Below are 14,278 nucleotides of genomic sequence, written 5' to 3'. Positions count from 1 at the left end.
ATAAATTTGATTTTTTATACCTGCGAAAGCCGCTGAAAGCAAGCCTCTCAAGGCGGTGTCACCCTCGCGCAAGCTAGTTGAAGACTCACGATTTTTCCGATCGGGGGCGAGGCAAATATGTTTCTTCTTGTCACAAGATCGCCGGCAAAACTCTGCGTATTCCCTGCGCTAGACGGCTGGCGTAGGATAGGGATCACGGTTACTATTCAAACAATTTTTTAAAATAAGAAAACAAAACCTGTGCCTGCCCCTGCCCCGCAACACGCCTGGATGCCTGAAGCGCACCAGGGTCGTGGCCGGATCATGGACGAGCCTGCCGGCGCTATCAGCGATGACTGAATCGATTGTTCACAAAGGTTTCATTTCCCTGCAAGGCATCGGCAAGAGCTATCGCCTCGCCGAGCAACCGCTGACCATTCTCAAGGATGTCTCGCTGTCCATCGAGGTCGGCGAAAGCTGCGCCATTCTCGGGGCCTCCGGCTCCGGTAAAAGCACCCTGCTCAATATCCTCGGCCTGCTCGACCTGCCCAACAGCGGTCACTACCATTTCGCCGGACACGATATCTTCAAGGCCAGCCCGGACCAGCTGGCGGCCATCCGCAACCAGCAGATCGGCTTCGTGTTCCAGAGCTTCAACCTGCTGCCACGCCTGGACGCCCTCGATAACGTCGCCCTGCCCTTGAGCTATCGCGGCGTACCCCGGGGCGAATCACTGGAAAGGGCGCGCAAGATGCTTGCCCAGGTCGGCCTCGGCGACCGTGCCCACCACCGTCCCGCCGATCTCTCCGGCGGCCAGCGCCAGCGGGTCGCCATTGCCCGGGCGCTGGTCGGCGAACCCTCGGTGATCCTCGCCGACGAACCCACCGGCAACCTCGACAGCAGCACCGCCCGGGAGATCATGGACCTGTTGCTGGAGCTCAATCGTGTCCGCCAGGTGACGCTGATCATCGTCACCCACGACCCGCATATCGCCGAACGCCTGCACCGCCAGATCCGGGTCCACAACGGTGTGGTGCACGAGGCCTGCCCGGCATGAACCTGCGGGTCGAGCAGAGTGCCAGCCAGTTGCTGCACGAGGCCTTTGTCAGCCTGCGGACCCTGGGCAAGCGTTCGATGCTGGCGTTGCTGGGCATCGTCATCGGCAGTTCGTCGGTGGTCGCGCTGATCAATATCGGCCACAACGCCGCGCAGGAAGCCGCAGCGATCTTCAAGGACATGGGCACCGACACCATGACCGTGCAGTTCCCCGGCGACGCCACGGTGCGTGAACCGATGCCGGCGGCCCTCGACACCGCGCGCCTGCAGGAGCTGCTGCCGGCGGTGCTGTACCTGGCGCCGATCGCCATCTCCAGCGGCCCGGTGCTGTTCCAGGGCCGCAACACCAATGCCAGTTGGGTCGGCAGTACCGAGCAGTTGGCCGGGGCCATGCGCCTGAAGCTGCGCGAAGGCCGCTTTATCTCCGACTTCGACCAGGGCGAAACCTATGTGGTGGTCGGCGACAAGATCGCCCGTGCCCTGGGCAGCGCCGCCGCGCCATTGCGTCCCGGCGACCGCATCCGCATCAACGACTACCTGTTCCAGGTGATCGGCATCCTGCAGAGCCAGCCACCGGCGATCCTGATTCCGGTACAGACCGATGACTCGCTGTTCGTGCCGCTGGCCGGCATGCGCCGGATCACCGCCTCGCCGCAGATCAGCAGCGTGATCGCCCGGGCCGCGCCCGACCGGGACATGGAAACCGTCGCCCGGGACCTGACCCAGGCGCTGAAAAGCAGCCTGCGTGGACGTGAAGTCGAAGTGCAGATACCGCAACAGATGATCGATGGCATGACCCGACAGAGCCGCACCTTCGGTTACCTGCTGCTGGCCCTGGGGGGGATTTCGCTGGTGGGAGGGGGTGTGGGGGTGATGAATGTCATGTTGATGAACGTTTCCGAACGCCGCCGCGAGATCGGTATCCGCATGGCCCTGGGCGCCCGGCGCCGGGATATCCGGAACCTGTTCCTGCTCGAAGCCGTGACCCTGACGGCGGTGGGCGCGGTGTCCGGCGCGGTGCTGGGGGTGAGTGCCGCGTACCTGTATGCGCGGATGTCCGACTGGCAGTTCTCGCTGTCCGCCGCCTCGCTGCCCCTGGGGGTTGGCAGTACCCTGCTGGTGGGATTGTTCTTCGGCCTCTACCCCGCCATCTCCGCCTCGCGCCTGCAACCGGTGGAGGCCCTGCGCGATGAATAGACCGCAGCCATGGATGGCCACCCTGCTTTGCCTGCTCAGTTGCCAGTTCGCCGCCGCCGGCGAACTGGTCGGCCGCCCCTCGGCGCCGACCCTGCGCAATGAGCAGCCGCGCAGCGTGCTGCTGAGCGAACAGATGACCAACCTGACCCTGGGCGATGCGGTCTACCTGGGCCTGCGCAACAACCGGGGTATCCGCAGCGCCTATCTGCAGCGGGTTGCGCAGAAGTTCGACCTGCGGGTCTCCGAGGATGCCTTCAACCCCAAGCTGCTGCTCGCCAGCGAATACCGGGTGAACAAGGGTTCCCAGGACAACACGCGCAATGCCTCCCTGGCACCGACCACCAGCCTGCTGGGCGAGTACGGGACCCGCCTGAGCATGGCCTGGACCCAGCAGTTGAGCAATGCCGATGTCGCCGGGCGCTACCGCAGCGACGGCCTCAACCTGGCGATCATCCAGCCGTTGCTGCGTGGCGCGGGCTGGGACGTGACCACCGCCCCGCTCCGCCTGGCGCGCATCTCGGAGCAGGTCAACCGGCTCAACCTCAAGACCAACGTGGCCCAGACCATCAGCGATATCATCACGGCCTACCGGGAAATGCTCCGGTCCCAGGAACAACTGACCATTACCCAGGAAGCCCTCAAGCGCGCCAATGCCCTGCTCGAGGTGAACAAGGCGCTGATCGCGGCCGGACGCATGGCCGAGTTCGAAATCGTCCAGACAGAAGCCGATATCGCCTCCCAGGAACTGGGGGTGGAGGAAGCCCGCAACCAGGTGGACATCAATCGCCTGTCGCTGCTGCGCCTGCTCGCCCTGGACCTGTCGACACCGATCCGGGCCACCGAGGCGCTGGAAGCCTCGCGGGTCAATATCGACAAGCGCGATGCCCTGCGGGTGGCCCAGGTCCAGCAGCCGGAGTACCTGGCCACCCTGCTCGGCAGCCAGCAGGCCGACCTCAACCTGGTGATCGCCAAGGACCAGGGCCGCTGGGACGTCTCGCTGGTGGCCGGGGCCAACCAGATCCGCGACCGCTTTGACAACGACACCAGCAACGGCGGTTCGCGGCGCTGGGACAGTTATGCCGGGGTCCAGGTACAGATTCCCATCGGCGACCTCAGCACCCGCCAGGCCGAAGTGCATGCGCGGGTCGATGTGGAGAACCAGGAAATCATCCTCGCCGATGCCCGCCAGGCCCTGGAACGCAGCGTCAGCGACGTGGTGCGCGACCTCGGCACCCGCTGGCGCCAGTACGAGATCGCTCAGCGCGCCGAGGAACTGTCCAGGCGCAAGCTGGACATCGAGCGTGAAAAACTCAGTGCCGGACGGTCGAGCAACTTCCAGGTGCTGAGCTACGAGGGCGATTTGCGCAACGCCGAGAACGCCCGCCTCAATGCGCTGATCGCCTATCTGAACGCCCAGACCCAACTGGATCTGACCCTGGGCATGACTCTGGAGAGCTGGGACATTGCACTCAATGACTACTGACAAGCAGGTCCGGCGCAAGCGCTGGTTGCAAGGCGCCGGGCTGCTGCTCGTGCTGGCGGTGGCCGGGGTCGTCGTGACCACCTTGCGCGCGCCGGCCGCCGACCAGCCCAAGGATGGCCGCTGGATCGCGGTGCAGGCTTCGCCGCTGGTGCACCAGATCGGCCTGGTGGGCAAGATCGAACCACAGAAGACCATCACCCTGACCGCGCCGTTCGAGGGCAATGTGCGTGCCGTCCTGGTGGAACAGGGGCAGCGGGTGGACGCCGGGCAGAGCCTGTTGCAGATGGACCCGGGACTCCTGGAAATCCAGCTGCGCGATGCCCTCTCGGCCCAGCTCAAGGCCCGGCGCGCGGTGCAGGAACTGCAGGACTGGAACAACGGCCAGCAGGTGGCCCGGGCCCGTCGTTCGCTGCGGACCTCGCAGATGGCGGTGAGCAATTCGGAACGCAAGCTGCGCGAAAGCCAGAACCTGTTCCAGCGCGGCATCATCCCGCGCAACGAACTCGACGACCTGCAACAGCAGTTGCAGACCCAGCGCCTCGACCTGGTGGCCGCCGAAGGCGATCTGCAGCAGGCGCTGGACCAGGGCAAGGGCGAATACCGACAGATCGCCGATATGGAACTGACCAATGCCACGGTGAAATACGAGGCGTTGCAGAAGCTCCTCGAAGGCAAGAACGTGCTGGCGCCGTTTGCCGGCATCGTCGTGCCGCCACCGGGTGCCAACAGTACGCAGAACTCCACGGCCAACAACGCCGGGCCGGTCCAGGCCGGCAGCCGGGTCAGCCAGGGGCAGGTGCTGTTCGGCCTGGCGAATATCGAACAGCTGAAGATCGTCAGCAAGGTCTCGGAACTGGACATCAACCAGTTGCACCAGGGCCAGAGCGTGGAGATCCTCGGTGACGGTTTCGATGGCGAACGGCTCAACGGTTCGGTCGATATCGTCAGCAGCCTGGCCCTGCCCAACGACTCGCCGGGGGGCAGCGCGCAGTTCCCGGTGACCCTGTCGGTGCCCAAGCTGACCCGCGAGCAATTGCAGCGGGTGCGCCTGGGAATGAGTGCGCGCCTGACCATCATCACCTACCGCAACGACCAGGCGATCATCCTCCCGGCGGCGGCGATCCAGCGCACCGACAAGGGGCTGCTGGTGGATTATCGCGAGACGGTGGACCAGCCGGTCAAGCGCCTGCCGATCACCACCGGACAGGCGACCCAGGAAGGTGTCGAGGTGTTTGGCCTGCAGCCGGGGTTTGTGCGGCTGGTGGAGTGAGTCGAAGCCGGCAGTAAAGGGCTGGCAGGTCCGGCGTCTTCGCGGGCAAGCCCGCTCCCACGGGGCTTGTCGAACACACACACCTTTGTGGGAGCGGGCTCGCCCGCGAAGACGCCAGTACAGGCACCGCTAATCCAACCGCACCACCCTCGCCTCTTGCGCGCTGAGTCGCGCGGCATCCAGCACACGGGTGGTTTCCAGCGCCTCCCGCGGCAACACCGGCACCGGCCCGCGTCCGGCCACCGCCTCCTGGAGCTGACGGTAGAACTGCGGCCAGTTGCCCCGCTCCGACGGCACCTTCTCGCGCTCACTGCCCCGCTCGAACCAGCCCCAGTTGCGGTGCTCCTCCACACCCCAGCGTTCGCCCTCGGTCTTCGGCGAACGCCCGCCCAGCACCGCCTCGCTCTGCACATCCAGGCCGTCGACGCTGTAGCTGCCGGACTCGCCGGTGACCCGGAAACGCGGCCCCGGCAGGTTCTGCACGGCATTGCCCCACAGATGCGAAACCACGCCGTTGCGATGGGTCAGCGAAAGGAAAAAATCATCGTCGAGTCCTGCGTGGGCCGCGAGAAAATCCACTTCGGCGTAGACCCGCGCCACCGGGCCGAACAGTTGCAGCGCCTGGTCCACCAGGTGGCTGCCGAAATCTCGAAGGATCCCCCCGCCGCCCGGGTCGCCCACGGTAGCCGGGGCATAACGCTCCATGCGCGATTCGAAACGGCTGATCCGGCCCAGGGCGTTGGCGGCGATCAGTTTGCGCACGGTCAGGAAATCGGAGTCCCACCGGCGGTTCTGGTAGACGCTGAGCAGTACGCCTTTGTCCCGTGCCGCCCGGATCAGTTCCTCGGCCTCGCGGGCATCGACCGCGAAAGGCTTGTCGCTGACCACGCCGATGCCGCGCGCGATGGCTTCGAGGATCAGCTCCCGGCGACCGGCGAGTGGCGTGCAGATCACCGCGATGTCGACGCCGGCCTCGACCAACTGCGCCAGGCTGTCGAACGCCGGCAGGCCGGGATGATCGGCGGCCAGCTGACGGCGCCGCCCGGCATCGCGACTGACCACGCCGACAAAGGTCGCCCCCGCCAGGCTGGCCAGCAGTGGCCCATGGAAATAACGGCCGCCATGGCCGTAGCCGACCAATCCTATGCGCATGATCTGGCTCCTTTGCATGAAGGGACGCGGATGGTTCCCGTTTCCAGGGTGGCTGTGACGAGCTCTTCGCGGGCAAGCCCGCTCCCACCGTGGTCTGGTCGAATCCACGCACACCTTGTGGGAGCGGGCTTGCCCGCGAAGAGGCCGGCCCCGCCGAGGCAAATCAGTGATAGAACGCCGGCCGTGGCGGCAAACCGATCCGCACGATCGCACCGCTGTTCTGCGCCTCGATACAGGCATCCGCCGCCACCGCCGCGGCAAAACCGTCCCAGGCCGACGGCCCGCCGACCTGCCCGGCCCGCACACCATCGATGAACGCCTGCAACTCGACGTCATAGGCGGCGATAAAACGATCCTTCCAGTCCATCAGGATGGCGTTGGACAGCTTGGCCTGGCTGCGCAACTGCACCTGGGACGGCTCCGGCAACCGGGCGATACCGGTTTCCCCGACCACTTCGCACTGGATGTCGTAGCCGTACTGGCAGTTGACGAAGACCTCGACATCGATCCGCGTACCACGCGCCGTCTCCAGCAGTACGATCTGCGGATCCTTGAGATGAGGAAAGGCCTTGGGCGACTTGCGCGGGAACACCACCTGCACCGAGACATAGTCATCGGCCAGCAGCCAGCGCAGCACATCGAGTTCGTGGATCAAGGTGTCGGTGATCGCCATGTCGGTCTTGTAGTTCTCACCCACGGTCGGGTTGCGGTGGGCACAGTGCAGCATCAGCGGTTCGCCGATCTGGCCGCTGTCGATCACCGCCTTGAGGGCCTGGTAGCCCTGGTCGTAGGGGCGCATGAAACCGACCTGGACCAGGCGCTTGCCATGGGCCACCTCGGCTTCGACGATCCTGCGGCAGCCGGCGGCGGTCACCGCCAGGGGTTTTTCGCAGAACACCGGCTTGCCGGCGGCAATCGCCGCCAGGACAAATTCCTCGTGGCTCGGCCCCCAGGAAGTCACCAGCACCGCCTCGACCTCCGCGGCCTGGATCAGTGCGTGACCATCGGGATAGACCTCGGCGACCAGGTCGAGCTCGGCCACCACCCTGGCCGCCTGTTCCAGGTTGATATCGGTGACCGCCACCACCTGGCTGCCCAGCAAGGCCTGGCTGCAGCGACGGATATGATCACGGCCGATGGCGCCGGTACCGATCACGCCAAGCTTCAAGGACGACATAGAAGTACTCCCGTTTATAGTCTTGTTGAGGGTCTGCAATCAGTACTGCCGGGCTTTCGCCAGTTGGGCATTGAGCTTTTCCACGACGGCGGCGGTGCGTTCGCCGGTCGACACCTGCGCCACGCCGACCCGCCACCAGGACAAGTACGAATGGATCATGGTCTTGGGCAGGACCTTGATATCGATCAGCGTCGATACCGTCTGCAATCGTGCATCGGCCAGGGCCGCGTGCAACTGCTCGAGGGTGCTGACCTTGTAGCTCTTGCAGCCATAGGCCGCGGCGCTCATGGCGAAGTCCACCGGCACGAAACCACCGTCGAGCCGTCCGGTCTGCGGGTTGCGGTAGCGGAACTCGGTGCCGAAGCTGTCCATGCCGTTGCCCATCTGCAGGTTGTTGATGCAACCGAAACTCATGTTGTCGAGCAGGATCACATTGATCTTGCGTCGTTCCTGGATCGAGGTCGCCAGCTCCGAATGCAGCATCAGGTAGGAGCCGTCACCGACCAGAGCGTAGACCTCGCGTGCCGGCTCGGCGAGCTTCACCCCCAGTGCGGCATTGATCTCGTAGCCCATGCACGAATAGCCGTATTCGACGTGGTAGGTATCGACCCCCTTGCTGCGCCACGCCCGTTGCAGGTCGCCCGGCAGGCTGCCGGCCGCGGCGACGATCACCGCGTCGTCGGCCAGGGTTTCGTTGAGGACACCGAGCACCCGGCTCTGGGTCAGGCAGGAGCCGGTCAGCTCGATGAACTCGCGCAGCACCGCCGGGTCCGTGTGGTCGTTGACTTCCGGGACAAAGTCCGCGGCCTGGTAGTCGATCTGGTAGACCCGTTCGATTTCCTCGTCGAGCCGGGCCCTGGCCTGCTGCGGCCGATCGTCCCAGGCGGAGCGGTAGCCCGAGTCGGCCAGGGCCGCGGTGAGTGCCTGCAAGCCGCAGCGGGCATCGGCCAGCAGTTGCACGCCATCGAGTTTCACGGCATCGCACGGGCTGATATTGAGGTTGAGGAATTCCACCTGCGGGTGCTGGAACAGCCATTTCGACGAAGTGGTGAAGTCGCTGTAGCGGGTCCCGATGCCGATGATCAGATCGGCGTCCCGCGCCAGCAGGTTGGCCGCCAGGCAACCGGTCTCGCCGATGCCGCCGACATTCAGCGGATGCGCCGAGACGATCGCGCTCTTGCCGGCCTGGGTTTCGGCGAAGGGAATGTCGAAGCGCTCGGCAAAGGCCTGCAAGGCCGCACCGGCGCCGGAATAACGAACCCCACCGCCGCAGATGATCAAGGGTGTGCGCTTGCCCTTGAGCAGCGCCACGGCGTCGTCGAGCATGGCGTCGGTGGCAGGCCGACGATCGATGCGATGCACGCGCTTGCGCAGGAAATAGTCCGGGTAGTCATAGGCCTCGGCCTGTACATCCTGGGGCAAGGCCAGGGTCACCGCGCCGGTTTCGGCCGGATCGGTCAGCACCCGCATGGCCTGGATCGCCGCGCTCATCAGTTGTTCGGGACGGTTGATGCGGTCCCAGTACTTGCTCACCGCCTTGAAGGCATCGTTGGTGCTGATGCTCAGGTCGTGGAACTGTTCGATCTGCTGCAACACCGGGTCGGGCTGGCGGCTGGCATAGACGTCCCCCGGCAGCAGCAACAGCGGAATACGGTTGGCGGTGGCCGTGGCGGCCGCGGTCAGCATGTTCGCCGCCCCCGGGCCGACGGACGATGTGCAGGCGTAGATCCGGCGCCGCAGATGCTGCTTGGCGAAACCGATGGCGGCGTGGGCCATGCCCTGTTCGTTGCGGCCCTGGTGAACCAGCAGTTCACCGCTGTCCTGTTCCAGCGCCTGGCCCAGGCCGAGGACATTGCCGTGGCCGAAAATGGTGAAGACCCCGGCGACGAACTTGCTCTGCACCCCGTCGACCTCGACATACTGGTTATCGAGGAATTTCACCAGGGCCTGGGCCATGGTCAGTCGTGTCGTACTCATGCAGCCACCTTGCTGTTCAGATGATCCATGCTCGCGCCCAGGGCCTGGCGGATATCCTCCAGGCCGTGGACGCTCTCGGCGAACGGTTCGAAGGACAGGTGCCCGCTGTAGCCATGGGCGAGCAGATGGCGGATCTGCGCGGCGTTGCCGAGGATATCCGCCTCGCCCACCAGGACCCGATGGCCATCGCGAATGGTCGCCAGCGGCGCCTGGGCGTCTTCCACGCCAGAGATATGCACCAGGCCGGTCAATTCGGGAAAAAACTCCTCCTCACCCGCCAGATGGTGATGAAAGGTGTCGTGCACCAGGCGGAACATGTCCAGCCCGCCAACGGCCTTGATGGCATCCACGGCCTGGCGTTTGCGCCGCAGCGAGCATTCCTCGAACCCCAGGGGCTCGATAAAACCGAGAATGCCGTGTTCGCGCAGGATCGGCGCCAGTTCACTCAGGGCCGTGCGCAAGCCCGCGGTGCGTTCGGCGCCGCCGCGGGGGTCGGCGCGGTCGTTCAACGGACACATCACCAGCGCCTCGGCGCCGCAGTCGCGGGCATAACTCGCCAGCCGGACGGCCTGCTCGCGGCGCTGGTCATTCCATACGTCAAAGGGATACAGGGCATTGATGGACAGCACCCGCAGCCCGCCGGCGGCGCACAGGCGGCGAATGTCACGGGGCGAACTGCCGTCCTCGATCTCGATGCCCGCGAGATCGTTGCGGATCTCGATGGCATCCGCCTGGAGGCTCACCGCCAGGGCAATGAAGTCCGCCAGGGCAAGACGTGGGGCAACCATACGATTCAGGGCGAAACGCAGGGGCTGGCGCATTATTGTCGTTCTCCGTGGGCAAGGGCTGGAATTCGTCAGAGGTCCATCAGCCAGGCGTGTTGCGGATCGTTGTGGAACTGCCAGACCCGCTTGGGCCCGGCCATCACGTTCAGGTAGTAGGACTCGTAGCCGTACGGCACGCTGACCGGGTGATAGCCCTTGGGCACCACCACCAGGTCGCTGTTTTCCACGGCCATGGCCTGGTCGAGACTGCGGTCGTCGGTGTAGACCCGCTGGAAGACAAAACCCTGGGGCGGGTTGATCTGGTGGTAATAGGTTTCCTCCAGGAAACTCTGGTGCGGCAGGTCGTCGGTGTCGTGCTTGTGCGGCGGGTAGCTGGAGGAATGTCCCGACGGCGTGCGCACCTCGACCACCAGCAGCGAATGGGCCGGCTCGCTGTCCGGCAGGATGTCGCAGACATACCGGGTATTGGCGCCCTTGCCGCGCACGCTGCGCTTCATCCCTTCGGGACGGATCAGGCGGGCCGGCAGTGTCGCGGACGCGGCGCCCGGTGCCGCGCAGACGGCGATCTGCACATCGCTCAGGGCCGTGACCCGCGCCTGACTGTGGGGCGGCAGGTACACGGCATAGGGCGACTTGTCCTCGAAGACCGAGTGCCGTTCACCGATATTGTCCCAGTGAAAGGCGCCCTGCCCCGGCGTCTCGCCCTTGATATCGACCAGGCCGGCCAGCAGCACCAGGCACAGCTCGCGGTCATCGGCACTGACCGGCAGGCTCTCGCCCAGGCTCAGGCGGTAGGCGGCAAACCCCACGTACTCCAGGGTCCCGGCGGGCAATGCGACCATCTGCTGGCCACGGGGTGAACTCTTGACCAGCAGGTTCATGGCGCGATCCTCTCGTTGAGCAGTGCCCGCAGGGTGTCATAGCCTTTTTTCGCGTAGGCGTAGCTCGGCGCCACCGCCGGGTCCTGCTCCGCCTCGACCACCAGCCAGCCCTCGTAACCGGCGGCCAGCAACACATCGAGCAACGCGGCAAAATCGATATCGCCGTCGCCCGGCACGGTGAAGGTGCCGTTGATGATGCAGTCCGGGAAACTCCAGAGTTGGTTGCGCGCCAGTTGCACCACCGGCTTGCGCACATCCTTGAAATGCACGTGGCAGATGCGCCCGATATGCTTGCGCAGGACATCCAGCGGTTCGCCACCGCCCATGTAGCAGTGCCCCGAGTCGAACAGCAGGCCGACTTCCGGGCCGGTCAGGCGCATCAGGGTATCGATGTCCGTCGGCGACTCGACATAGGCGCCCATGTGATGGTGGTAGGCCAGGCGTACGCCCCGGGACAAGGTGAACCGCGCCAGTTCGGTGAGTTTGTCGGCGTAGACCTGCCAGGCCTGTTCAGTATGGAAGCGGGGCCGTTCGACCAGGCGGATGCGCTGGCCCTGGATCGAGTCGGCGACTTCACCGTAGACCAGCACCTTGGCGCCGTTCTGTGCCAGCAACTCGACATGGCTGGCGATGGCGTCGATTTCCTCGGCGGCGGAACGCCGGGCCAGACGGCTGGAGTACCAGCCCGAAACCAGGGCCAGGCCATAAGGACGCAGGACATCGCCGACCCCCTTGGCATCCTTGGGAAACTTGCCGTTGAGTTCGAAGCCCTCGTAGCCGATGGCCTGGCCTTCGCTCAAGGCGGTGCTCAGGGGCGTTTCGCCGCCGAGGGAAGGCAAGTCGTCATTGCTCCAGGAAATCGGGTTGATGCCAATACGGATAGCGGGCATGGACTGCACCTTTTCTTGTTGTTCAACACTCTGTGGGAGCGGGCTTGTCGCCGAGAAACTGTTGGCGGTTGATCGTTCCCACGCTCCGCGTGGGAATGCCGCCATGGACGCTCCGCGTCCAGCGTCGCGACCTACATTGCCACGCAAAGCGTGGGAACGATCACGACTGTTTTTCCTGCAGTCAACTGGCCCTGGCCTCACGCCAGGCATCGATCAACTGCACGAAAATTGCCTGCACCGCGCGAATCAGTCCTTCGTCGTCGATTTCCCCCGCCAACCAGGCCCGACTCGGTTCATGGTGGATCGTACGACCGACCGCGAAGCCGCGACAGGTGCTGCTGCGCCCGGCCTGGCGAAAGCCCTCGGCAAGGGCGTCAGCCGGCGCATTGAGGCCGAGCAGGACCACGCCGCGACAATACGGGTCACGCTCCTGGATCAGGGCATCGAGGCGCTGCCACTCTTGCGCGCTCTGTGCCTCGATCTTCCACCAGGCCGGGAAAATGCCCAGGTTGTACAGGCGCTTGAGCGCACGATAGAGCACGTCGGGATGGGGCGAAGGGTGATCCTTGGGCGGAATGATCTCCAGCAGCAGCTCATGCCCACTGACCTGGGACGCCTGGTACAGACCGAGGATCTGCGCCTCCTGTTCCAGGCGCAGCATCGGTTCGTCATCGGGATGGTATTGCACCAGGCACTTGATGATCTGTTCCTGGGGCCAGCCGATCAGGTTGCTGCCAATGGAGCGCCCGTGTTCGAACGCCAGCGGCCGCGAACCCTGGACTTCCACCGGGCGCGCGACCCACCAGCCGCGGCCGGTCGCGGCGTTCAGGGCGTCCTGGCCGAAGCGCTGGTCCGCCAGCAGGCCGATATCCGCGGCCACGCCCTGGCGTTGCAGGTCGGCCTCGACCCGTTCCACAGCCTTGATGAACAGTAGCTTGAGGTGGCTGATGCAGGCCGGATCGCGCCCGCCCTGCTGCGCCAGTTCCACCAGTTGTCCGCGATGATCGAAGGCGAAGATGAACAACTGCTTCCAGGCTTTGCGCGGCACGCTGACCTGATGCAGGCGTTGCAGCAGCACGTCCTGGTCGGGCCGGGTGATCGGCACCGGGCTGCTGAACAGGTAGTCCAGTTCGGCCCGGGTCGGCATGGCCGGGGCACAGGCGTGCCGGGAAACCACCAGGCCCCCGCAGGCATTGGCCAGGCGGCAGCAGTGTTCATCGTCGGCACCGTCCAGCCAGCCACTGAGGAAGCCGGCCATGAAGGCATCGCCGGCGCCCAGCACATTCAGCACTTCAACCCGCACGCCCGGATGGATCGCCCCGTCCTCCAACCGCTGCGGGATCGCCCCGTGAATCACCGTGCAACCCTGCGGGCCGAGCTTGACCACCAGGGTCGCGGCCGTCAGTTCGCGCACCCGGCGCAGGGCCGCGAGCAAGTCGGTCGAGCCGCCGGCGATGAGGAACTCCTCTTCGGTCCCGACGATCAGGTCGAAGCGCGGCAGGATCTTCTGTACATGGGCACTGACCTGCTGGTCGGCGACAAAGCGGGTTTCGCCGTCGGCCCTGCCGGCCAGGCCCCAGAGCACCGGCCGGTAGTCGATATCGAGCACGCGCCTGACCTGATGCTTCTCGGCATGGTCCAGGGCCCGGATGCTCGCCTGGTAGACGCCTTCGGTGGAGAAATGCGTGCCGGTGATCAGCAGGGATCGGCTCGAAGCGATAAAGCCTTCATCAATGTCTTCGGCACGCAGCGCCATATCGGCGCAGTTTTCCCGGTAGAACACCAGGGGAAAGGTTTCGCGGTCCTTGAGACCGAGCAGGACCATGGCGGTCAGGCGTTGCGGATCGACGGTGATGCCACTGACATCGCAGCCCTCGCGGGCCAGGGATTCCAGGAGGAAGCGCCCCATGTGATCGTCACCGACCCGGCTCAACATGGCCGACTTGAGTCCCAGGCGGGCGGTACCGAAGGCAATGTTGGCGGAAGAGCCACCGAGGTACTTGGCGAAGCTGCTCACATCCTCCAGTCGCGCACCGACCTGCTGGGCGTAGAGGTCGACGCCCAGGCGTCCGAGGCAGATCAGATCCAATTGACGCCCAGTGGCAAAACGAGTCTGGCCCATGCTGGCTCCTGTTATTTTTATTCAGTCGGCGCCCCTCGCCCGAGCGGCGAGGCACACGCTTGGTGGATGCAGACTAAAACGTCTGGCGAGGCCGATCAATATTTTTTCTATATATTTTTTACGTGGAATATTTTTTCCAATAAACTCCGATAGAGTCTCTCCAGGCAGGGTGCATCGATTCAGCCCGGCCGCCGGTCCCCATGGCGACGCTTTTTTTTCCGCCTACCCTGTAGACTGCGCAAGCCAACCTATTGTCAGGGGCCGGCTGGACAATCGCCCGCGCCCTAAAAGAACAAGCCAGAAGGATTC

At 65.0% G+C, this 14,278-nt stretch carries 11 protein-coding genes; 4 read left to right on the top strand and 7 right to left on the bottom strand.

Annotation, left to right across the window (positions count from 1 at the left end; translation table 11 throughout):
* Positions 1 to 331: 331 nt before the first annotated feature.
* The 4 genes from ACL9RJ_RS02130 to ACL9RJ_RS02115 are packed head-to-tail and all read left to right on the top strand — an operon-like array spanning position 332 to position 4,985.
* Positions 332 to 1,036: an ABC transporter ATP-binding protein gene (locus tag ACL9RJ_RS02130; protein WP_103032893.1), complete on the top strand. Its 705-nt coding sequence runs from the start codon at positions 332 to 334 to the stop codon at positions 1,034 to 1,036.
* Entirely contained in the window at positions 1,033 to 2,232 is a 1,200-nt protein-coding gene (locus ACL9RJ_RS02125; protein ID WP_422764814.1) for an ABC transporter permease, read from the top strand. The genes ACL9RJ_RS02130 and ACL9RJ_RS02125 overlap by 4 nt, the downstream gene beginning before the upstream one ends.
* A complete protein-coding gene (locus ACL9RJ_RS02120; RefSeq protein ID WP_177119501.1) occupies positions 2,225 to 3,715 on the top strand; it encodes a TolC family protein in 1,491 nt (496 codons plus the stop codon). The genes ACL9RJ_RS02125 and ACL9RJ_RS02120 overlap by 8 nt, the downstream gene beginning before the upstream one ends.
* Positions 3,705 to 4,985, top strand: a complete 1,281-nt coding sequence (locus ACL9RJ_RS02115; RefSeq protein ID WP_422764813.1) for an efflux RND transporter periplasmic adaptor subunit — start codon at positions 3,705 to 3,707, stop codon at positions 4,983 to 4,985. Before ACL9RJ_RS02120 ends, ACL9RJ_RS02115 begins: the two co-directional genes overlap by 11 nt.
* Positions 4,986 to 5,114: 129 nt before the next feature.
* On the opposite strand, the gene ACL9RJ_RS02110 is transcribed toward ACL9RJ_RS02115, so the two are convergent.
* From ACL9RJ_RS02110 to ACL9RJ_RS02080, 7 genes are all read right to left on the bottom strand, one after another.
* The gene (locus ACL9RJ_RS02110; protein ID WP_103032892.1) at positions 5,115 to 6,137 is read right to left on the bottom strand and encodes a Gfo/Idh/MocA family protein; all 1,023 of its coding nucleotides are present in this window, start codon (positions 6,135 to 6,137) and stop codon (positions 5,115 to 5,117) included.
* A 163-nt stretch (positions 6,138 to 6,300) separates the two neighbouring features.
* Positions 6,301 to 7,314 carry a Gfo/Idh/MocA family protein gene (locus ACL9RJ_RS02105; protein ID WP_177082599.1) on the bottom strand — a complete coding sequence of 338 codons (1,014 nt, stop codon included), beginning with the start codon at positions 7,312 to 7,314 and terminating at the stop codon, positions 6,301 to 6,303.
* 39 nt (positions 7,315 to 7,353) lie between these two features.
* Positions 7,354 to 9,291, bottom strand: a complete 1,938-nt coding sequence (iolD, locus tag ACL9RJ_RS02100) for a 3D-(3,5/4)-trihydroxycyclohexane-1,2-dione acylhydrolase (decyclizing) (protein ID WP_422764812.1) — start codon at positions 9,289 to 9,291, stop codon at positions 7,354 to 7,356.
* The gene (locus ACL9RJ_RS02095) at positions 9,288 to 10,112 is read right to left on the bottom strand and encodes a TIM barrel protein (protein WP_177119499.1); all 825 of its coding nucleotides are present in this window, start codon (positions 10,110 to 10,112) and stop codon (positions 9,288 to 9,290) included. Before ACL9RJ_RS02095 ends, iolD begins: the two co-directional genes overlap by 4 nt.
* A 35-nt stretch (positions 10,113 to 10,147) precedes the next feature.
* Complete coding sequence (gene iolB, locus ACL9RJ_RS02090) at positions 10,148 to 10,957, bottom strand: 5-deoxy-glucuronate isomerase (RefSeq protein WP_177119498.1); 810 nt, start codon at positions 10,955 to 10,957, stop codon at positions 10,148 to 10,150.
* Positions 10,954 to 11,847, bottom strand: coding sequence for a myo-inosose-2 dehydratase (iolE, locus tag ACL9RJ_RS02085; RefSeq protein WP_017128430.1), 894 nt, complete (start codon positions 11,845 to 11,847; stop codon positions 10,954 to 10,956). The genes iolB and iolE overlap by 4 nt, the downstream gene beginning before the upstream one ends.
* A gap of 181 nt (positions 11,848 to 12,028) precedes the next feature.
* A complete protein-coding gene (locus ACL9RJ_RS02080) occupies positions 12,029 to 13,969 on the bottom strand; it encodes a bifunctional 5-dehydro-2-deoxygluconokinase/5-dehydro-2-deoxyphosphogluconate aldolase (protein WP_177082607.1) in 1,941 nt (646 codons plus the stop codon).
* Positions 13,970 to 14,278: the final 309 nt, after the last annotated feature.

The sequence above is a fragment of the Pseudomonas sp. Mn2068 genome (assembly GCF_049319725.1).
Taxonomy (GTDB): domain Bacteria; phylum Pseudomonadota; class Gammaproteobacteria; order Pseudomonadales; family Pseudomonadaceae; genus Aquipseudomonas; species Aquipseudomonas gingeri.
This window is presented reverse-complemented; position numbering and strand designations above follow the sequence as displayed.